The organism is Rhodanobacter geophilus, assembly GCF_040812275.1.
In the GTDB taxonomy this organism is placed as follows: domain Bacteria; phylum Pseudomonadota; class Gammaproteobacteria; order Xanthomonadales; family Rhodanobacteraceae; genus Rhodanobacter_A; species Rhodanobacter_A geophilus.
Genome location: NZ_JBFOHL010000002.1, coordinates 266,316 through 286,648, shown reverse-complemented (window position 1 = coordinate 286,648; position 20,333 = coordinate 266,316). Strand labels below are relative to the sequence as shown.

Annotated in this window: 17 protein-coding genes; 5 read left to right on the top strand and 12 right to left on the bottom strand. The window is 67.9% G+C overall.

The features are described 5' to 3' along the window. Nucleotides 1-13 precede the first annotated feature (13 nt). The 5 genes from dnaJ to hrcA all read right to left on the bottom strand — a co-directional run bounded on the left by dnaJ (nucleotide 14) and on the right by hrcA (nucleotide 5,555). Complete coding sequence (gene dnaJ / locus ABQJ56_RS03470) at nucleotides 14-1,135, bottom strand: molecular chaperone DnaJ (RefSeq protein ID WP_367843589.1); 1,122 nt, start codon at nucleotides 1,133-1,135, stop codon at nucleotides 14-16. Beyond that, nucleotides 1,132-1,710, bottom strand: a complete 579-nt coding sequence (locus ABQJ56_RS03465; RefSeq protein WP_367843588.1) for a TMEM175 family protein — start codon at nucleotides 1,708-1,710, stop codon at nucleotides 1,132-1,134. The genes dnaJ and ABQJ56_RS03465 overlap by 4 nt, the downstream gene beginning before the upstream one ends. Nucleotides 1,711-1,835: 125 nt before the next feature. Next, nucleotides 1,836-3,755 (bottom strand): molecular chaperone DnaK, encoded by a 1,920-nt coding sequence (gene dnaK, locus ABQJ56_RS03460; protein ID WP_367843587.1) that lies wholly within the window; start codon nucleotides 3,753-3,755, stop codon nucleotides 1,836-1,838. A gap of 123 nt (nucleotides 3,756-3,878) precedes the next feature. Beyond that, nucleotides 3,879-4,412: a nucleotide exchange factor GrpE gene (gene grpE / locus ABQJ56_RS03455; RefSeq protein ID WP_367843586.1), complete on the bottom strand. Its 534-nt coding sequence runs from the start codon at nucleotides 4,410-4,412 to the stop codon at nucleotides 3,879-3,881. A gap of 81 nt (nucleotides 4,413-4,493) precedes the next feature. Beyond that, entirely contained in the window at nucleotides 4,494-5,555 is a 1,062-nt protein-coding gene (hrcA, locus tag ABQJ56_RS03450; protein ID WP_367843585.1) for a heat-inducible transcriptional repressor HrcA, read from the bottom strand. Nucleotides 5,556-5,686: 131 nt separating this feature from the next. Between hrcA and recN the strand changes: the two genes are divergently transcribed. Further along, complete coding sequence (recN, locus tag ABQJ56_RS03445) at nucleotides 5,687-7,357, top strand: DNA repair protein RecN (RefSeq protein ID WP_367843584.1); 1,671 nt, start codon at nucleotides 5,687-5,689, stop codon at nucleotides 7,355-7,357. Here the strand turns inward: recN and ABQJ56_RS03440 are convergent. Then, complete coding sequence (locus ABQJ56_RS03440) at nucleotides 7,354-7,989, bottom strand: response regulator transcription factor (RefSeq protein WP_367843583.1); 636 nt, start codon at nucleotides 7,987-7,989, stop codon at nucleotides 7,354-7,356. The two genes, recN and ABQJ56_RS03440, sit on opposite strands and share 4 nt — an antisense overlap. A gap of 58 nt (nucleotides 7,990-8,047) precedes the next feature. On the opposite strand from ABQJ56_RS03440, the gene ABQJ56_RS03435 reads away from it, so the two are divergent. After that, on the top strand, nucleotides 8,048-9,649 hold the full coding sequence (locus ABQJ56_RS03435) for an MASE1 domain-containing sensor histidine kinase (protein WP_367843582.1): 1,602 nt from the start codon (nucleotides 8,048-8,050) through the stop codon (nucleotides 9,647-9,649). 368 nt (nucleotides 9,650-10,017) lie between these two features. Here ABQJ56_RS03435 and fur read toward each other — a convergent pair whose 3' ends face one another. Continuing rightward, a complete protein-coding gene (gene fur, locus ABQJ56_RS03430) occupies nucleotides 10,018-10,440 on the bottom strand; it encodes a ferric iron uptake transcriptional regulator (RefSeq protein WP_367843706.1) in 423 nt (140 codons plus the stop codon). Between the two features lie 79 nt (nucleotides 10,441-10,519). Here fur and ABQJ56_RS03425 point away from each other — a divergent pair, with 79 nt between their 5' ends. Next, nucleotides 10,520-10,996: an outer membrane protein assembly factor BamE gene (locus ABQJ56_RS03425; protein WP_367843581.1), complete on the top strand. Its 477-nt coding sequence runs from the start codon at nucleotides 10,520-10,522 to the stop codon at nucleotides 10,994-10,996. Between the two features lie 10 nt (nucleotides 10,997-11,006). Here ABQJ56_RS03425 and ABQJ56_RS03420 read toward each other — a convergent pair whose 3' ends face one another. Then, entirely contained in the window at nucleotides 11,007-11,291 is a 285-nt protein-coding gene (locus tag ABQJ56_RS03420; protein ID WP_367843580.1) for an RnfH family protein, read from the bottom strand. Next, the gene (locus tag ABQJ56_RS03415) at nucleotides 11,284-11,712 is read right to left on the bottom strand and encodes a type II toxin-antitoxin system RatA family toxin (protein ID WP_367843579.1); all 429 of its coding nucleotides are present in this window, start codon (nucleotides 11,710-11,712) and stop codon (nucleotides 11,284-11,286) included. Before ABQJ56_RS03415 ends, ABQJ56_RS03420 begins: the two co-directional genes overlap by 8 nt. Before the next feature lie 187 nt (nucleotides 11,713-11,899). Here ABQJ56_RS03415 and smpB point away from each other — a divergent pair, with 187 nt between their 5' ends. Further along, nucleotides 11,900-12,394, top strand: a complete 495-nt coding sequence (gene smpB, locus ABQJ56_RS03410; RefSeq protein ID WP_367843578.1) for an SsrA-binding protein SmpB — start codon at nucleotides 11,900-11,902, stop codon at nucleotides 12,392-12,394. A 53-nt stretch (nucleotides 12,395-12,447) separates the two neighbouring features. Here smpB and ABQJ56_RS03405 read toward each other — a convergent pair whose 3' ends face one another. The 3 genes from ABQJ56_RS03405 to ABQJ56_RS03395 form a co-directional block, all read right to left on the bottom strand. Beyond that, complete coding sequence (locus ABQJ56_RS03405; protein WP_367843577.1) at nucleotides 12,448-15,582, bottom strand: WD40/YVTN/BNR-like repeat-containing protein; 3,135 nt, start codon at nucleotides 15,580-15,582, stop codon at nucleotides 12,448-12,450. A gap of 79 nt (nucleotides 15,583-15,661) precedes the next feature. Then, nucleotides 15,662-16,912 carry an outer membrane protein assembly factor BamB family protein gene (locus ABQJ56_RS03400; RefSeq protein ID WP_367843576.1) on the bottom strand — a complete coding sequence of 417 codons (1,251 nt, stop codon included), beginning with the start codon at nucleotides 16,910-16,912 and terminating at the stop codon, nucleotides 15,662-15,664. Between the two features lie 257 nt (nucleotides 16,913-17,169). Then, nucleotides 17,170-17,982 carry a class I SAM-dependent methyltransferase gene (locus tag ABQJ56_RS03395; protein WP_367843575.1) on the bottom strand — a complete coding sequence of 271 codons (813 nt, stop codon included), beginning with the start codon at nucleotides 17,980-17,982 and terminating at the stop codon, nucleotides 17,170-17,172. Nucleotides 17,983-18,131: 149 nt separating this feature from the next. Between ABQJ56_RS03395 and ABQJ56_RS03390 the strand changes: the two genes are divergently transcribed. Next, complete coding sequence (locus tag ABQJ56_RS03390; RefSeq protein ID WP_367843574.1) at nucleotides 18,132-20,318, top strand: TonB-dependent receptor family protein; 2,187 nt, start codon at nucleotides 18,132-18,134, stop codon at nucleotides 20,316-20,318. Nucleotides 20,319-20,333 lie beyond the last annotated feature (15 nt).

The following is a 20,333-nucleotide window of genomic DNA, read 5'->3' as shown; positions in this document are numbered from 1 at the left end:
AAGGAAGCCCGGATTATGAAGTAACCCGCGACCAGAACTGCTTGACGCCGTCGACCCAGTTCTTCGCGCGCGGCATGTGTTCCCCGGCCTCGCCGTCGTTGAAGCTGGCTTCGAGATGCTCCAGCAGTTCGCGCTGCTGCCTGGTGAGGCGCACCGGCGTCTCCACCACCACGCGGCAGATCAGGTCGCCGGCGCGGCCGCTGCGCACCGATTTCACGCCGCGCCCGCGCAGGCGGAAGCTCTGGCCGGTCTGCGTCTCCGGCGGAATGCTGATCGGCACCTCGCCTTCCAGCGTGGGCACCGGCAGTTCCGCGCCCAGCGCGGCCTGCGAGAAGCGGATCGGCACCTCGCAATAGAGATCGTTGCCTTCGCGCTGGAAGATGCGGTGCTCGCGCACGTGCACTTCCACGTACAGGTCGCCGGCGGGCACGCCTGCAGGGCCGGCCTCGCCCTGGCCGGTGAGGCGGATGCGGTCGCCGTTGTCCACGCCGGCGGGGATCTTCACCGACAGCGTGCGGGTTTCCTCCAGCCGCCCTTCGCCGTGGCACTGCTTGCACGGCTTCTCGATCGTCTGGCCACTGCCGCCGCAATGCGGACAGGCCTGCTGGATCGAGAAGATGCCGTTCTGCATGCGCACGCGGCCGTGGCCGTGGCAGGTCCTGCATTGCACGGTCTTGCCGTCGGCGGAACCGCTGCCGTTGCAATGGTGGCAGTTGACCTGGGTGGGAATCTCGATCTTCCGCTCGACGCCGAATACGGCCTCTTCGAGGTCAAGCTCCATCAAATAGCGCAGGTCGGCGCCGCGGCGCGGCTGGCGGCCGCGGCCGCCACCGAAGATGTCGCCGAAGATGTCGCCGAAGATGTCCCCCATGTCGCCGAAGCCGCTGCCGCCGCGCCCGCCCATGCCGCCCTCGAAGGCGGCGTGGCCGTACTGGTCGTACATCGAGCGCTTCTGCGCGTCGGAGAGCACTTCGTAGGCCTCCTTGGCCTCCTTGAATTTCTCCTGCGCATGGGGGTCGTCCGGACAGCGGTCCGGGTGGTACTTCATCGCCAGGCGGCGGAAGGACTTCTTCAGCTCGGCCTCGGTGACCGTGCGTTCGACACCCAGGACTTCATAATAATCACGCTTGCTCATTGCTCGATCCGCGATTCGATGCGCCGATCAGGAATGAACCAGATCGCTGCCACCGTGGCATAAAACAGACACGACACCCATGGCGCCACGAACGCCAGCGCGATGCCTCCCAGATACATGGCGACGGCCAGCTTGCCTTTCCAGTCGCCGCCGACCGCCTGCGCCAGCAGCGAGGTCTTGCCGCCGTTTGCGCAGATCAGGCTGTATTGCAGCGGGAGCCAGGCAATGGCGCACATCAGCAACACGAAACCATAGGTCGCCACCGGCAAGCGGGCGAACTGGTTCTCGCCCATCCATCCCGTGGCCGCCGGCATCAGCGACAGCCAGAACAGCAGGTGCAGGTTGGCCCACAGCACGCTGCCGTCCACCTTTCTGGCCGCATGCAGGAAGTGATGGTGGTTGTTCCAGTAGATGCCCACATAGGTGAAGCTCAGCACGTAGCTGAGAAACACCGGCCATTGCGCCGCGAGCACGCTCCACTCGGCACCGTGCGGTACTTTCAGCTCCAGCACCATGATGGTGATGATGATGGCCATCACACCGTCGCTGAAGGCTTCCAACCGCCCCTTGTCCATCGCTTCCCCCAGAAAAACTTGTGCGCTCGTCCATGAGCGCGAAAGTCAAACGGGCGGCCATCCTTGGCCGCATTTTTCAACAACGCACGTTGCTTTCGCGGCGCTCGTTTTGAGCCAAGGCACGCTTACTTCTTGTCGTCCTTGACCTCGGTGAACTCGGCGTCCACCACGTCGTCCGGCTGGGCCGAACCGCCCGGGCCCGGGCCCGGCTGGGCGCCGGCATCGGCCGGACCGCCCTGGGCCGCGGCATACAGCGCCTGCGCGGCCTGCTCCAGCTTGGTGATCTTCGACTCGATCAGCGCCTTGTCGTCGCCGTCCTTGACCTTCTCCAGTTCCGACAGCGCCTCCTCGATGCTGCCGATCTGCGCGCCGACCTTGTCGCCGTGCTCCTTCAGCGCGCTGCGGGTGGCATGCACCAGCTGGTCGGCCTTGTTGCGGGTGCCGACGAGCTCGTGGAACTTCTTGTCCTCTTCCTTGTTCGCCTCGGCGTCGGCCACCATGCGGGCGATCTCCTCCTCGGAGAGGCCCGAGCCGGCCTTGATCTCGATCTTCTGTTCCTTGCCGGTCTTCTTGTCCTTGGCCGACACGTGCAGGATGCCGTTCGCGTCGATGTCGAAGGTGACCTCGATCTGCGGCATGCCGCGCGGCGCCGGGTCGATGCCGGACAGGTCGAACTTGCCCAGCGACTTGTTCGCGTTGGCGCGCTCGCGCTCGCCCTGCAGCACGTGCACGGTCACCGCGGTCTGGTTGTCGTCGGCGGTGGAGAAGGTCTGCGCGGCCTTGGTCGGCACCGTGGTGTTCTTCTCGATCAGCTTGGTCATCACGCCGCCCATGGTCTCGATGCCCAGCGACAGCGGGGTGACGTCGAGCAGCAGCACGTCCTTGACCGAGCCGCCCAGCACGCCGCCCTGGATCGCCGCGCCCACGGCCACGGCCTCATCGGGGTTGACGTCCTTGCGCGGCTCCTTGCCGAAGAAGTCCTTCACCGACTCCTGCACCTTGGGCATGCGGGTCTGGCCGCCGACCAGGATCACCTCGTCGATGTCGGACACGCGCAGGCCGGCGTCGTTGAGCGCGGTACGGCACGGATCGATGGTGCGCTTGACCAGGTCTTCCACCAGCGCTTCCAGCTTGGCGCGGGTGAGCTTGATGTTGAGGTGCTTCGGGCCGGAGGCGTCGGCCGTCACGTACGGCAGGTTCACCTCGGTCTGGTGGCTGGAGGACAGCTCGATCTTGGCGCGCTCGGCCGCATCCTTCAGGCGCTGCAGGGCCAGCGGATCCTTGCGCAGGTCGATGCCCTGGTCCTTCTGGAACTCCTCGACCAGGTAGTCGATCACGCGCATGTCGAAGTCCTCGCCACCGAGGAAGGTGTCGCCGTTGGTGGCCAGCACCTCGAACTGCTTCTCGCCGTCGACTTCGGCGATCTCGATGATCGACACGTCGAAGGTGCCGCCGCCGAGGTCGTACACCGCGATCTTGCGGTCGCCGCCCTTCTTGTCGAGGCCGTAGGCCAATGCGGCCGCGGTCGGCTCGTTGATGATGCGCTTCACTTCCAGGCCGGCGATGCGGCCGGCGTCCTTGGTGGCCTGGCGCTGGCTGTCGTTGAAGTAGGCGGGCACGGTGATCACGGCCTCGGTGACCGGCTCGCCGAGGTAGTCCTCGGCGGTCTTCTTCATCTTCATCAGCACCTTCGCGGAGACTTCCGGCGGCGCCATCTTCTTGCCGTCGGCGGTCGCCACCCAGGCGTCGCCGTTGTCGTTGGCGACGATGGCGTAGGGCACGATGTGGATGTCCTTCTGCACCTCGGCATCGGTGAACTTGCGGCCGATCAGGCGCTTCACCGCGTAGAACGTGTTCTTCGGGTTGGTCACGCCCTGGCGCTTGGCCGGCGCGCCGACCAGCACTTCGCCGTCCTTGCTGAAGGCGACGATGGAGGGTGTGGTGCGGTCGCCTTCCGCGTTCTCGATGACCTTGGTGGTGCTGCCGTCCATCACGGACACGCAGGAGTTGGTGGTGCCCAGGTCGATGCCGATGATCTTGCCCATGTGTTTAGCTCCCGAATCTCGTAAGCGGCCCCACGACCGCGCAATGGTTTTCCAGATGGGGCCCGCGCGCGGCGAATCAATGCCGGCGGGGCTCCGGAGGCGTCGCGTTCAGCGCCGCGCGGTTCAGTCCTTCGCCACGGCGACCAGCGCCGGGCGCAGCAGGCGGTCGTTCAGCACGTAGCCCTTCTGCAGCACGCTGACCACGGTGCCGGCGGCGGCGCCAGGCGCCTCGACCATGCTCACCGCGTGGTGGCGCTCCGGGTCCAGCGGCTGGCCCAACGGATCGACCTGGGCCAGGCCATGGCTTTCGCCCACCTTGAGCAGCGACTTCAGGGTGAGCCCCAGGCCTTCGCGCATCGCCGCCACGTCGGCGGTTTCCACCGCCAGGCCGCTTTCCAGGCCATCGAACACCGGCAGCAGCTCGTTCAGCAGCTTCTCGTTGGCGAAGCGGCGGGCCTGCTCCAGGTCACGATGCAGACGGCGGCGCTGGTTCTCGATCTCGGCCTTTTCGCGCAACACGGTCTCGCGCAGCTCGGTATTGCTGGCCTCCAGCTCGGCCACGCGGGCCTTGAGCGCCTCCAGGTCGGCGTTGGCCGCCGCACTGGCAGCGTCGACATCGGGCGCCGGCTGTGGCGCGTGCGGGTCGTTGTTCTGCATGAATGACTCCAAACCTCGTCCATGGCCGGCATGCACTGCCGACCGCTCGAAAACCGCGGGTATCCCCGCCTCCCGTGGCGGTTATAAGGCCGTCGCGGCGCGATTCAAGGCATCGCTGAGCAGACCCGCGGTGGCCTGCACCACCGGGATCACCCGCTCGTAGGCCATGCGCGTGGGACCGATCACGCCCACCGCGCCCAGCACGCGGCCCTGCACACCATAGCTGGCGGTGACCACGCTGCAGCCGTCCAGCGCCGCGAAGCCCGATTCCTCGCCGATGAACAGTCGCACGCCAGGTGCGCGTGCGCACACTTCCATCAGCTGCAGCAGCTCGTTCTTCTGCTGGAATGCCTCGAACAGTTCGCGCAGGCGCTGCAGGTCGGCCAGTTCGGCATAGCCCATCAGGTTGGTCTGGCCGCTCACCAGCACCTCGTCGCCACCGGCCTGTGGCGCGAACGAAGCGGTGGCCAGTTCGGTGGCGGAAGCCACCAGCCGGTTCAGCTCGCTGCCCGCCGCGCGCAGCTCGGCCAGCAGGTGCGCGCGGATGTCGTCCACGCGCAGGCCCGCGAAATGCGTATTGATGTAGTTCGCCGCCTGCTCCAGTTCGCGGCCGTCCAGCAGCTTGGCCAGTTGCACCACGCGGTTCTGCACCTGGTTGTCGGAGAACACCAGGATCACCAGCACCCGCGCGTCGGGCAGCGGCACGAAATCGATGTGGCGCAGCGGGAAATCCGCCTGCCGCGGCACCGTCACCACGCCGGCGAAATGCGTCATCGCCGACAGCAGGGTCGAGGCGTTGCCCAGCAGATCGCGCGTGGAGGCCTGCCCCGGTGGCAGCTCGCGCTGCAGGCGGGCCATTTCCTCGTGCGGCAGCGGCTGCAGCTCGATCAGGCTGTCCACGAACAGGCGCAGGCCGCGCGGCGTGGGAATGCGACCCGCCGACGTGTGCGGCGAGGCGACCAGGCCCGCCTCTTCCAGGTCGGCCATGATGTTGCGGATCGTGGCCGGACTCACGTCCAGCCCGGACGAACGCGACAGCGTGCGCGAGCCCACCGGTTCGCCGTCGACCAGGTACTGCGCGATCAGGCTGCGCAGCAGGCGTCGCGTGCGAGTATCGAGTTCGTGGTCGTGGCGACGGGGCATGCGCTGTAGCAATGAATGAGACGACAAAGAAATAAGGTCTGCAGGCCCGCGACGCAAGCCGTTCGCCGCATTGTAGCGGCTGGCCTGCCGCTACAATCCCCCGACCACTTCCGGACTGCCACCAGCCCGCCATGCTCACTTCGCTCCATGTCCGCCAATTCGCCGTCGTCGAACACGCCGAAGTCGATTTCGGCACCGGCCTCACCGTGGTCAGCGGCGAAACCGGCGCCGGCAAGTCGCTGCTGGTGGACGCCCTGCTGCTGCTCGCCGGGGCCCGCGCCGACAGCGGCATGGTGCGCACGGGCAGTGACCGGGCCGAGCTGTCCGCCGAATTCGACCTCGCCGCCTTGCCCGAAGCCCGTGCCTGGCTGGCGCAGGAGGAGCTGGACGATGGCGAGGCCTGCCAGCTGCGCCGGGTGATCCGTGCCGAGGGCAGCTCGCGCGCGTGGATCAATGGCCGCCCGGCCAGCGCCGGCCAACTCGCCGAGCTGGCTACGCTGCTGGTGGAAATCCACGGCCAGCATGAGCACCAGGCCCTGCTTTCCCGCGCCCACCAGCTCGCCCTGCTCGACGCCTTCGCCGGCCACGAGGCGCTGGCCGCGCAGGCGCGCGAACTGGCCACGCAATGGCGCGAGCTGGGCATGCGCATGCGCCGCCTCAGCGGCGGCGAGGATCGCGAGCAACGGCTGGAGCTGTTGCGCCACGAGCTCGAAGAGCTGGAGCAATGGGCGTTGCCGCCCGCCGAACTCGCCGAGCTGGAAACCAGCCACAGGCGTCTCGCCAACGCCGGCCGGCTCGCCGAGGGTGCCGCCGGCGTGGTCGAGCTGCTGGACGGCGACAGCGAGTTCGCGCTGCGCCGCGCACTGGGTCGCGCCCATGCCGAGCTGGGCAAGCTGGCCATGCTGGACGAAGCGCTGAACCCCGCGCTGGAGCTGCTGGACAACGCCTCGATCCAGCTGGGCGAGGCCGCCGACACACTGGGCCGCTACGCGCAGGACGTCGACCTCGACCCCGAACGGTTCGCCGAGGTCGATGCACACCTCGCCCGCCTGCACGAGCTGGGCCGCCGCCACCGCCTGCCGGTCGCCGAGCTGCACGGCAAGCTCGCCGAGCTGCGCAACGAACTGGACGAGCTGGAAGGTGCCGGCGAGGCCCTGGAGAAACTCGCCGCCCAGCGCGAGCGTGCACGCGCCGATTACGACAAGGCCGCCGCAACTCTAGGCAAGTCGCGCCGCAAGGCCGCGGAAAAACTCGGCAAGGAAGTCAGCGCGCTGATGACCGAACTGGGCATGGCCGGCGGCGTGCTGCAGGTGGAAGTGGAAGCGGCCGAAGGCGACGAACCCGATCCGCAAGGCCGCGAACGCTGCGAGCTGCTGGTCAGCGCCAACCCCGGGCAGCCGCCGCGCGCCCTGCGCAAGGTGGCCTCCGGCGGCGAACTGGCGCGCATCAGCCTCGCCATCGAGGTCGCCACCCTGGGCAAGGACAGCATCGGCACCATGGTGTTCGACGAGGTGGACAGCGGCATCGGCGGCGCGGTGGCCGAAGTGGTGGGCCAGAAACTGCGTGCGCTGGGCGGCCAGCGCCAGGTGCTGTGCGTCACCCACCTGCCCCAGGTCGCCGCGCAAGGCCATGCGCATCTTTACGTGAGCAAGCACAGCGACGATGGCCACACCCGTACGCGGATCCAGGCACTGGACGCCGAAGGCCGCCGCGACGAACTGGCGCGCATGCTGGGTGGCGTGGAGATCACCCGCGAGACACGCGCCCACGCGAAGCAGATGCTGGAACGCGCCCAGGCCTAGCCCGCGGCCGGCAACAGCCCCCGCTCGCTGGCCATCCGGTACAGCTCCAGTTCCGATCCGGCATTGAGCTTGCCCATCACGCTGGCGCGGTGGATGTAGACGGTCTTCTGGCCGATGCCGAGTTCGGCTGCCACCTGCTTCGGCGTGCGGCCGCAGGCCAGCAGCAGGAACACCTCGTGCTCGCGCGCGGTCAGCCGATGCAGCGGATCGAGCGCGGATTCGGGCTGCTCGGCGCGACGCTGGCGCAGGTCGGAACTCAGGAACTGCTCGCCCTCCATCACCGCGCGCAGGCCGGCCACCAGTTCCTCCGGCGCCACGCCCTTGGTCACGTAGCCGCTGGCGCCTCGACGCAGGGCCTCGGACACGTAGGGTTCGCCGTCGTGCATGCTCAGCACCACGATGCGCGTCTCCGGCGCCACGCTGCGCAGGTGCTCGATCAGCGGCAGGCCGCTGCCGTCGGGCAGCGACAGATCCAGCGCCACCAGGTCGGGCCGGTGCTGTGTCACCGCTTCCACGGCATCGTCCGCGCTGCGGCACTCGCCCACCACCTTGAGATCGGGCTCCAGCCCGATCAGCCGCTTGAAGCCTTCGCGCACGATGGCGTGGTCGTCGACCAGGACAATGCTGTACATGGGCCTACTGTATACGGACCGGGACCGGTCTGCGCCAGCGCCCGTGTACCATCCGCGGATGCGCCTGAAACCGCTTCGCCCGCTGCACTCCGGCCCGCTGCTCGGCGTGCTCTATCTGTTGCTGTGGCTGCTGTTGTGGCCCACCTCGCAGCCGTACTGGATGCTGCCCTACGGCATGCGCTTCGGTGCGCTGCTGCTGTTGCCCGTGCGCAGTTGGGGCTGGCTGCTGGGCGCCGAACTGATCGCCGCCGCCGGCATGACCCTCCACGAGGGATCGCCGATGGGCTGGAGCGGCTACCTCCTGGGCGATCTGCCCGAACCGCTGGTGACCGCGGCGGGCCTGTGGCTGCTGCGCCGCCTCAACCCCCATGCAGGTGCGAGCCTGCACAACCCGCAGGAAACGGCGCGCCTGCTGCTGGCCGCGATCCTGGTGGTGCTGTCCACCACCGCGGTGGATATGGGCCTGCTTACGGTGATCCACACCGCCGCCGCCGAGGATGCCCTGATCCACATGCTCGGCAACGAGTTGCTGGGTGGCTACCTGGGCGTGCTGCTGGTGGTGCCGGTAATGGTGTTGCTGCTGCGCGCACCGCCCGATCGCCACGCGATGGCCGGCCTGGCGCTGGACGGCCTGCAGGTGATGTTGCCGGCGATGGCCATCCTGCTGCTGCTGTCCGAGCAGGCCACGTCGCAGCCGCAGTTCGCCCGCGCGCTGTCGCTGGCGCCGGTGCTGTTCTTCGCCTTCCGCCATGGCTGGCGAGGCGCCAGCCTGGCGATGATCGTCTCCAGCCTCGGCATGACGGTGATGGACCAGCGGCTCGGCCATGAGCCCTCGGCGGCCGGCTACCTGTTTCTGGCGGTGGCCGGCACCGGCACGCTGATGCTGGGCTCGGCCACCGACGCCCTGCGCCGCAGCAAGCTGCGGGTGGCCGAGCAGAACACCCACCTGGCCGCGGTCAACCGTCGGCTGGACCAGCTCGCGCGACAGCTGCGCGCCGCCGCGCGCGGCAACCTGCAGGCCGACGAGAACCAGCGCCGGCACCTGGCCGCCGAACTGCACGACGAACTGGGCCAGAACATCACCGCGATCCAGACCCACGTGAAACTGGCGCAGGCCCGCCTGCAGCAGGTCGGGATGGAGGACATCAGTACCTCGATCAACGGCATCCTCGCCCACATGCGCCGTGCCCTGCACCGGCTGCTGGACGACCTGCGCCCCGCCGTGCTGGACGAATTCGGCCTGCTGCGCGCGCTGGACGAGGGCCCGATCCGCGATCTGCTGAACGCCGCGGGCATCAGCTACCACACCGAGCTGCGCGGCGACCCGCGCCTGCTCGACGACGACACCCGCACCACGATCTACCGGCTGGCACAGGAAAGCGCCACCAACGCCGTCAAGCACGCCAGGGCCAGCGAATTCCGCCTGCGCCTGCGCATCGGCGAACGCCACGGCTCGGCCCTGGCCCTGCTCGACCTGCGCGACAACGGCATCGGCCTGCCCGAGCGCCTGCCGCGCGGCGGCCGTGGCCTGCAGGGCATGCGCGACCGCGTCACCTCGCTGGGCGGGCTGTTCCGGCTGCGCCCGGTGCCGTACGGCGTGCACCTGCGCGTGTTGCTGCGAAGCAGCATCGAATCCCCGGTCACAAATCGGAACATCTAGGAAATTTTCCGATACACAGACCGTAAAGGCTTCGTTACGATCCTTTCATCGATGTGGGGGAGCCGCCATCGTGAGATGGCGTGCCGGAGTCCTCGTGGGGACGGCGACTCCGGAGAGATGGCAGGATGCCATCTGGTCGTTACCTGGGACGCGCACGGCTTGAGCGAGCAACTCGCCCTGCCGGACGTCCAGCCAGGTATCGAAGCAATCGCGGGGTGGACAGGAGTCCTTCCTCGCGATTTTTTTGTGCCCGCCTTTCTGGGGGGCCACCTTTCGGACCACCGCTGAACGGATGTCAAAATCCCTCCCGCGCGATTTTTGCGCCCGCGAATCGCGCCTGCACAGCCCCGGAAACAGGCGAAGTGGGATCAGGCCTTGCGCGCGCGGTGCTTGGGGCGCACGTACAACACCAGGCTGTGATCCTCGATCACGTAGCCGTGGCGTGCCGCGATCTCGTGCTGCAGGCGCTCGATCTCCTCGCTGACGAACTCGATCACCTTTCCGCTGTCCACATCGATCATGTGGTCATGGTGGCGGCCACGGTCGAGCTCGTAGACGGCCTGGCCACCCTCGAAGTTGTGCTTGATGATGATGCCCGCGGCCTCGAACTGGGTCAGCACACGGTACACCGTCGCCAGGCCGATGTCCTCCTGATGGGCGAGCAGCAACTTGTAGACGTCCTCGGCGGTGAGGTGCTTGCCCTCCTCCTCGTCGAAGATCTGCAGGATGCGCATGCGCGGGTGGGTCACCTTGAGGCCGACCCGGCGCAGTTCTTTGGTTTCCTGTTCCATCGTTGCCACCTTGCCCGGCGCGGCGATGCCGAACCGGTAGTGTATCATCCGACACCTTCACGATCTGGACGCAACACGCATGCAAAAGCTGATCACCCTGCCGGTTGTCGCCATGCTGGCGCTTGCCGTTTCCGGCTGTCATCTGGTCTACACGCCGGATGTGCGCCAGGGCAACCTGCTCGACAAGACCATCGACCAGAAGGCGGTGGATCAGCTCAAGCCCGGCCTGACCAAGCGCCAGGTGCTGCTGCTGCTGGGCACGCCGTCGGTGGCCTCGCCGTTCAACCAGAGTCGCTGGGACTACACCTCCACCTACTCGCACCGCGGCGGCCCGATGCAGGTCAGCACGATGACCCTGTATTTCGACAACGACACGCTGGCCCGCGTCGAGGGCAGCCCGTTCCTCGAGAACAACAAGAACCTGCTCAAGGAGAGCAAGAAGTACCACGTCGACTACCCGGTCGACGAATCCAAGGGCGACAAGGACATCAAGGGCAAGGACGACCAGGATTCCGGCGGCGACTCCGGCAGCAGCAGCGGCAGCAGCGGCAACTGATCCGGCTGCCTCAGCCCCGGCTGGCACGACGCCGGCGCGCGGCCATCGGATCGAGGGCAAGCGGCCGGTAGATTTCCACGCGGTCGCCGTCGCGCAGTGCGTGGCCCGCATCGACCCGGCGCGAGTAGACACCCAGCCGCAACGGACTGCGCACCTCCGCTGGCAGCTGCCGCAGCAAGCCCGAGGTTTCGACCGCCTGCAGCGCGGTGCTGCCTGCCGGCACGGAGACACGCCGGCGCCATGTGCCTTGCACGCCGGCATGCACCACTTCCACCACGATCGCCGTCTCAGCCATACACCTGGTCCGCGGCGCGGCAGAAATCGTCCACCATGCGATTGGCGAGGCTCTGGAAACCCAGCTTGAGCACGCTCCCGCCGATGCCGGCGTAATCGAAGTCCAGCGCCAGCGCCACCTTGCAACCGTCGTCGCCCAGTGCAGTGAAGCTCCACAGGCCATCCAGCGAGCGGAACGGGCCGTCGACCAGGCGGATGTCGATGCGCTGGGGCCGCTCGGCGGTGTTGCGCGTGGTGAAGTTGTGCCGCAGGCCCGCGAAGTGCAGGTCGAGCCGCGCCACCAGCACGTTGCCGGCACGTTCGATCACGGCAACCGACGAGCACCAGGGGAAGCGCTTTGGGTATGCTTCCACTCCGTCGACCAGATCGAACATCTGCTCCGGCGAATGGCGCACCAGCGCGCTGCGGCGTATCTCGATCACGGCAGTCCTTTTACTAGTGCATTCGTCCATGAATGCGAGGATCAAATGGGCGTCCGTCCATGGGCGCACTGTGTGTGCTTTTGCATTCATCCTTGAATGCGAGAATCAAACGGGCGCCCATCCATGGGCGCACTCTCAGTAAAAGCACCGCTCCGATGGGGCGTGCAGGGAATGAAGTTTAGCGGACATGGCCAAGAGCAAGGACAAGGACACCACCAAGGGCACCGGCACCATCGCGCTGAACAAGCGCGCACGCTTCGAGTACCACATCGACCAGCGCTACGAGGCTGGCGTTGCCCTGCAGGGCTGGGAGCTGAAGGCGCTGCGCGCGGGGCGGATCAACTTCGGCGACGGCTACGCGATCGTGATCAAGGGCGAGATCTTCCTGGTCGGCGCCTCGATCCCGCCGCTGATCAGCGCTTCCACCCACGTGATCGCCGAGGATCGGCGCACGCGCAAGCTGCTGCTGCATCGCAAGGAGATCGACACCCTGGTCGGCGCGGTGGAGCGCAAGGGCTATACCCTGGTGCCCACCGCGATGTACTGGAAGAACGGCAAGGTCAAGGTGGAAGTCGGCCTGGCGCGCGGCAAGCAGGAACACGACAAGCGCGACACCGAAAAACAGCGCGACTGGCAGATCGAGAAACAGCGCACCATGCGCTCGCACAACCGCTCGGCCTGACCATCGGCCGGAAGCTGGGCGCCTTCGCGTGGAAGGCGCCCAGCTGGCCCGCCTCAGTGTGCCGCGACGGGCTTCTGTCCCGCCTTCGTCAGGCTGGCGTCGAGCGCAGCCAGATCGCCTTGCTGCAACTGTTTCCACTCGCCCAGCGTGGCATCCAGCGTCTTCGACAGCAGCGCCCAGGAAGCCTGCGCATCAGCGCTGGGGTCGGCGTCCGCGCCATCCACTGCCTGCTCCAGCTTCATCAGGCTCATCGACAGCGCACGCAAGCTGTCGACGCGCTTCGGCGGCGCACCCATCGAATTGCGCGGATCGGGATGGGCGACCACGCCGGACACGTCGGCGACCTTGCCGGCCAGCGCCTCGATGCGCGTGCGGGTGGCTGCATCGGCATGTGCCTGCCGTGCCTCCAGCGACTTTAGCAGGGCCGTGGCGGCCTGGGTGGCCTCCATCGCCTGCATGGTGGCATCCTCGACCTGGCGGGCCAGGGCGAACTGGTGCTGGTAAGCGGCCGGCGGCAGATGCACGCGAGGATCAGGCTGCACGGTCAGCGGCTGCCGGTAGCTGCGACCGTCGACCGCGAGATCCACGCTGTACTGGCCCGGCGGCGCCCACACGCCGCCCTTGTGCCGCGCTTCCGTCCGGTCCGCCTGGGGCGCGCCCGGGTGCGCGTAGCGCAAGTCCCATACGAAGCGGTGCATGCCGGGCGCGGTGGACAGCCGTGCCGGCACCGGCACCCATTCCGGCGCGATGGGCAGTTTGGCCGGATCGGGCGTGGTGAGCTTTTCGGCACTGCTGTAGCTGCGCACCACCTGGCCCTGCGCATCGCGCACGGTCAGCGTCACCGGGCCGTGCACGCCGGCGGGCAGCAGGTAGTCGATGATCGCGCCATCGGGCGGGTTCGCCGCCATCGGCTCGTCCTTGGGGAACGGCGTGCCGGTGAAGCCGGCCGGCCGCACGCGCAGCGCCACCGCGGGCTTGAACAGGGTGACGGCATTCGTGCGCGCGTCGGCCAGCTGCCGGAGCGCGGTGACGTCGTCCATGATCCAGAAGCCGCGGCCGTGGGTGGCGATCACCAGGTCGTCGCCGTGCACGTCGATGTCGCGCACCGAGGTCATCGGCAGGTTCTGCTGCAGCGGCTGCCAGTGCGCACCGTCGTCGAAGGAGACGTACATGCCGCGCTCGGTGCCGGCGTACAACAGGCCGCGGCGCTGCGGATCCTCGCGCACCACGTTGACGAAGCTGTCGCGGGGAATGCCGCTGTCGATGCGCGCCCAGCTCTTGCCGCCGTCGGTGGTGCGGTAGATGTACGGCGTGTCGTCGTCGAGGCGATGGCGGTCGATCGCAAGATAGGCCACGCCCGGATCGAAGTGCGAGGGTTCGATGCCGGCCACCTTGGACCACGGCGTGAGCGGCTTCGGCGTGATGTCCTGCCAGTGCGCGCCGTCGTCGGTGCTGCGCCAGACCAGGCCGTCGTCGGTGCCCACCCACAGCGTCTTCGCGTCCAGCGGCGAGGGCGCGATGCTGTAGATCACGCCACGGCGCTTGCTCACGTGGTCGTCGTCGGCTGCGGTCGGCGCGTCGAGGCTGGAAGGAATGCCGGCATCCTCGCGGGTGAGGTCGGGGCTGATCGGCGCCCAGTGGTCGCCGCCGTCCGTGGTGCGGAACAGGCGCTGGTTGGCGAAGTACAGCGTCCTGGTGCCGCGCCTGGAGAAGGTCAGCGGCAGCGTCCAGGCACCGCGGTAATGCGCCAGTGGATAGGCCAGCGTGGGATCGACGCTGCGTACCTGTTCGGTGCGCGTGTCCAGCTTCTCCACCGTGCCGCCGTAGACGATGTCCGGATCGTCCGGGTCGGGCGCGATCATGCCGCTCTCGCCACCGGGCGTGATCTCGTGGAACTGCTCCATGGTGATGCCGTCGCCACTGCCGCTGCGACTGGGCAGCGCCACCGCGCCGGAGTCCTGCTGCGCGCCGTAGACCCAGTACGGGAAGCGGTTGTCGGTGCTGACGTGGTAGATCTGCGCGGTGGGCTGGTTGAACCAGCTGCTCCAGGTCTTGCCGCCGTTGAGCGTGACCAGCGTGCCCTGGTCCACGCCGAGGATCTGCCGGTCGGAATCGGTGGGATCGATCCACAGCGTGTGGAAGTCGTCGCCGGTGGGGTCGCCCTTCAGCGCGATGAAATGCGTGCCGCCATCATCCGAGCGCAGCACGATGGTGTTCATCACGTAAACGCGGTCGGCATCCTTCGGGTCAGCCGTGATGCCGCCGAAGTACCAGCCGCGCTGCCACAGGCGCTGGTCGCCGGTGGCATGCTTCCAGTGCGCGCCCGCATCGTCGGAACGGTAGAGACCACCCTCGCCACCCGCGGCGTCCACCAGCGCGTAGACGCGATCCGGCCGCGCTGGCGAAGTCGCCAAACCGATGCGACCCGGATGCGCGGGAAAGCCGTTGCCCTGCACCTGACTCCAGTGCGTGCCGCCATCGTGCGACACGTACAGGCCGCTGCCCGGACCGTTCGAAGGCGGGTACACGCTCCACGGCGGCCGGCGGGTCTGCCACAGCGCGGCATAGATCGTGCCCGGATCGCCGGGCTTGAACGCGAGATCGATCGCACCGGTGTCGTCGTTCCTGGACAGCACCTTGGTCCAGGTCCTGCCGCCGTCGCTGCTGCGGAACACGCCGCGCTCGGCGTTCGGCCCGTAGGCATGGCCGAGTGCCGCCACGTACACCACGTCCGGGTTGCGCGGATCGACCAGGATCTTGCCGATCTGGTAGCTGTCCGCCAGCCCGATGCGCGTCCAGTGCCTGCCGCCGTCCACGCTCTTGTACATGCCGTTGCCGTGGGCGATGTCCGAGCGCATGTCGGCCTCGCCGGTGCCCACGTAGATGACCTTCGGGTTCGACGGCGCCAGCGCCAGTGCGCCGATCGAACCCACTGGTTCGCTGTCGAAGATCGGCTGCCAGGTGCGCCCCGCGTCCTGCGTGGCCCAGACGCCACCGTCCACCGCGCCGAAATAGAAATGCCGTGCGTCGCCCGGGATGCCGCTCACCGCCAGCACGCGGCCACCGCGGAACGGCCCGATCATCCGCCAGTTCAGCGCCTGGTAGGAGGAAGGCGCCACCGCCGCCTGCGCAGCCCAGGTGACGACCATTCCGAAGGCGAGCACGGTAAGACGATGCGACAGACGCATGATCGGTTTCCCCTAGGAGACGGACAAGGCCAAGGAGAAACTGTGAGTGCGACATTGCGCAGGACTCAAGGGCCGGAAGTCATGGAGTGAAGCCTTGAGCAACGGCGGCAACCCGGTGCCCGCCAGGCAGGCTCCAGATATCCAGCACACCGCTGGTGGCATGGGCGTTGGCATTGCCCTCGGGGAGGATGATCTCGCCCTGCAGCACGATGGGGCTGTTCCAATGGCCCGCACCGCAGGGCAGCGTGGCAACGCGCTTGCCCGAGGCGGCCTCGTACACGTTCAGCCCGCCCTCGCGGGCGTAGACGAACAACAGGCCGTCCGCCTCGAACGGACTGGTGCCGCTGGTTCCGTTCTTCCATTTCTTCCGGAGCTGGCCGTTTTCCAGTTCCCAGGCTGCCGTGCCGCCGTTGTCGGCGGCGAACATCCAGGTCTGGCCGTCGTGCTGCCACTCTGCCGGCTGCGTGAACAGATCGGTGCCGCTGGGCGTGGCAACGATCTGCAGCTCATGGCCCTTGTGGGGAGTCGTGCCGGCCATGGCCTTGCGGCTGAGCAGGCGGATCTTGCCGTCCTTGCCGCCCTGGGCGACCAGGTCGCTGCCCAGCAGCACCGGCGAAGTCGAGCCCAGGTCGAGATCCTCCGCGTTCAGTTCATCGGTATTGGCCGGAGCGTAATTGCCCCGCATTTCCGTGGCGCCGGCATCGAGCTCGATCACCGCATCGCCCCAGTCGGTCGTGCCGTTCCAGTCGGCATTGCCGGTGGCGACGAAGATGTCGCCACTGCGAGGATCGATCACCGCGCCGGCACGCCCCCAGATGGCCGAATCGCTTTGCGGACACGAGTCCGGCTGCAGCAACCCGGCGCGTTGGCTGCACAGCGAGTTCCACACTGCGAGCAACTTGCCTGTGCCGCCGTCGAGCGCGACGACATGGCCCTGATAGGGCGGCCGATCGCCGATGTAGCCCGCCGTGACGGCAATCACGCGGCCGCGGAAGAACTTCAGCGGCGAGTCCATCTTCTCGCGCAATGGCAATTTGGTGATGGCGGTACGCCAGACGACGTGGCCATCGCCGACGACGAGTTTCTGGATATAGCCATCGGGCGAGGCGGCGTAGATGGATTGCCGCGTGGGGTCGGCCACGGGAGTGGAGTTGGTGATCTGCCGCGTGCCCGCCAGTGCCTGGTAGCCGGGCGGCGTGTATTCCCACAGGACGGTGCCGCTGTGGGCATCGAGCGCCAGCGTCTTGCCGTAGGTGGTGGTGACGAAGATGGCATCATGGCGGGCACCGCGGATGGCTACGCCATGCAGGTAGATGGCGCTGGCGTCCACGGTGCCATCCAGCCTGACCTGCTTGCGCGTGAGCGTGGCGACGTTGGCGGCCGTGATGCCGGTGGGTTTGTCGTTGGCGCTGGCGCTTTCCACGTTGCCGCCGAACATGGGCCAGTCCTGCGCCGGCAGGCTCTGGGCGACTGCCGGCGCAGTCATGCCCACGCCAAGCAGCAGGGAAACCGCGATCCGGCACCCCGTGGCCGAGAGGCAAGCGGCCAAGCGGCCCGCGACTGGATGGTGCATGTGCGCGATCCTCTTCATGGCTTCACGAACCGCAGCGTCATCCGGTCCGACTCACCGATCATCTGCATCGCCGCATGCTCGCTGGCCGGGCCGGCAAGATCGGGCGGCAGGCGGTGCACGTTGATGTTCCCGGGGTCTTTCGGATTCGCGTTGATCTCCGATACGCCGCCTAGGCGGAAGCCGGTCTTGAGGCCCAGCGCGATCAGGTAGTCCTCCGGCAGGCGATGCAAGGCCTTGCTGCTCTCCTGCGCAACGGCGAACGGCTTGGCGCGATGCTCGGTGACGCCGAACACGCCGCCGGGCCTGAGCACGTCGAAGGCGGCCTTGAACACTGCGGCCAAGGTCTCGGGGCTGCGGTTGAGCCAGTCATGGGTGTTGCGGAAGGTAAGCACCATGTCGGCCGAACCCGGCGCACCGAGCGTGACCTGTGCAGGTGGCTTGAACGGCAGCACTTGCGCGAAGTGGCCGAACACCGCCGGGTCGGCCTGCATCCGTGCCATGAATGTTGGCGATGGCGACGGCGCCTCGACCAGATGGCCATGCCCGCGCAGGAGCGGCGCGAGGATCTCGGTGTACCAGCCGCCAGCCGGCGCCAGTTCGACCACGGTCATGTCCGGCCGGATGCCGAAGAACTGCAGCGTCTCGAGTGGGTGACGATAGCGGTCGCGTGCCTTGTCCGCCGCGGAACGCCAGTTGCCGTCCACCGCCTTCTGCAACAAGGCGGCGGTATCTCCAGGCGACGAGGTAGCGGTGGAAGATGCTGCGGCAGGACCGGGCAGCAACAAGGCGGCCAGCACGATCAGCAGCTTGCGGGTTCGACGCAACATGATGCGATCCTCCCGGTGCGGAACGTTCAAGCCTACTCCCGCCGACACGCAGTAGTGTCGACGCCACGTCATGGGTAAACGCCTGGCCTATGGCGATGTGGCCGGGAATGCGCGATAACCCGACATCCCCCACCGCACTCATTCCCACGATGCCACGTCGCGCCACCCTGCCCCTTGCGCTAGCCACCGCCCTCACGCTCGCCACCTTCGCGGCTGCGGCGCAGCAGACGGACACGGCATCGGGCGCCGCCACGCCCGCACCGCAATCGGTCACCAACCTGCCGCGCATCGACGTGCACGGCTACGACTGGCGCCAGTACGTGGCGGCCAAGCTCAAGCACCAGATGGCGGAAGTGGCCGGCACGAAGATCACGGTGACGAAGAAGACCACGGTCACCCATCTCGACCTGCAGCCCACCGTGATCGGCAACAACCTGCAGCAACTGCTGGCGCGCTCGCCGGGCGTGCTGGTCTCGCAGCAGCCCACGCCCACCCAGTTCAACCTCAGCTACCGCGGCCTCGGCAATCCGCAGGAATCGGAATACGTGCTGGTGATGCAGGACGGCATTCCGCTGGAAAGCGACTGGATCGGCTTCCCCACGCTGTACGCGATGCCGCTGGCGCAGAGCCTCGACCAGGTGCAGCTGGTCCGCGGCGGTTCCAGCCTGCTGTACGGGCCGGAACCGGCGCCCGTGATCAACCTGGTCACGAAGCGCCCCAAACCAGGCACACCGTTCTCGGCCAGCACCGAACAGGTGGTGGGCGACCACGGCCTGTATTCCACCTACAACACGCTCGAAGGCAGTCGTGGTGCGTGGACGTTCCGCTTTGATGCCGCCTACGTGCGCAGCGACGGCACGCGGCCGAACGCGCAGTCGCAGATGCGCCAGGGCGACCTCTATCTGGAATACCGCCCCAGCGACCAGAACGTCTGGTGGCTGGACCTGCACGCGATCGACGCCGATTCCGGCGACCCGGGCCGGCTGGGCTATCCGCAGTGGCAGGCCGATCCGCGCACCACGCCCACCCCGTGGAACCGCGACTGGGTGGACCGTGACCAGTTGGTGCTGGGCCACACGCGCGAGTTCGGCGATGGCTGGCGGCTCACCGGCAAGCTGTGGTTCGCGTACCAGGATCTTGCCAGCCGCGCGGCGAACGGTGCGCTGGCGCCGCAGCCGCCGCCCGCCAGCACCACGCTGCAGGACGAGCAGTTCCGCACCCAGGGGCTGGACCTGCGCGTGCGCAAGGCCTGGGGCCACGGCAACGCATTCACCGCAGGCACGGTGCTGTTCCACGGCAACGACCCGTTCCGCCAATGGAGCAATCCCGACCTCTATGTCGATCGTTTCGACCGCAGCGGTACGCCGGTCCTGCGCCAGGCGCGCAGCTCGGACTACTACGCGGTATTCGCCGAGAACGTGTTCCGCCTGCCGCACGAGATCCACATCGTGCCTTCGGTGCGGCTGGAACGCGAACGCGTGGCGGTGGACGAAACGGTGCACCCGCCCTTCCTCAGCCGCCCGCTGATCCACGAGGCCGATGCGCGCACCGTGCCGCTGTTCGGCCTCGGCATCGGCAACGACTTCGGCCACGGCAACGAGACCTATTTCAACGTGTCGCAGGGCTGGCGGCCGTTGCGCTACTTCGACATGGCCTCGCCGTTCGCCAACATCGTGCCCGGCCACGCGCCCGATCCGTCGAAATCGCTGTCGTGGGAGGCCGGCGTGCACGGCGTGCCGCTGACCGGCCTGTACTACGACGTCAGCCTGTTCTGGATAGACTTCAAGAACCGCATCGAGGCGCAGCACATCAACGCCATCGACGTGGTCGAGGTGAACACCGGCGACACGCGCAACCGCGGCGTCGAAGGCCAGCTCGACTACGACTTCCTCGCGCCCACCGCGCTCGCCGCGCGCGGCGAGCACCTGGAGGCGTTCGCCAGCGTGAGCCTGCTCAATGCGAGGTTCACCGCCAGCGCGATTCCCGGCCAGGCCGGCAAGGTGCCGGCCTACGCGCCGCGCTACCTCGCCAAGGCCGGCCTCACCTGGCGCGTGGAGCAGCGCGTGAAACTCAGCCTCACCGCGGTCTCCTCGGCGGCGCAGTACTGGCAGGACTCCGACCAGCCGCTCGGCGGCGGCGCCAGCTACCTGCCCGCGCGCATTCCCGCCTACACCGTGGTCGACCTGGCCGGCGACTGGCAGCTCAACCGCCACGTGAAGCTGCTGGCCGGCATCAGCAACCTTGCCGACCGCCGCTATTACGACCGCGTATGGCAGACCGGCCTGGAGCCGGCCTACGGGCGCTCCTGGTACACCGGCGTCCAGCTCAAGCTCTGAACCTCCGGAGCGTCG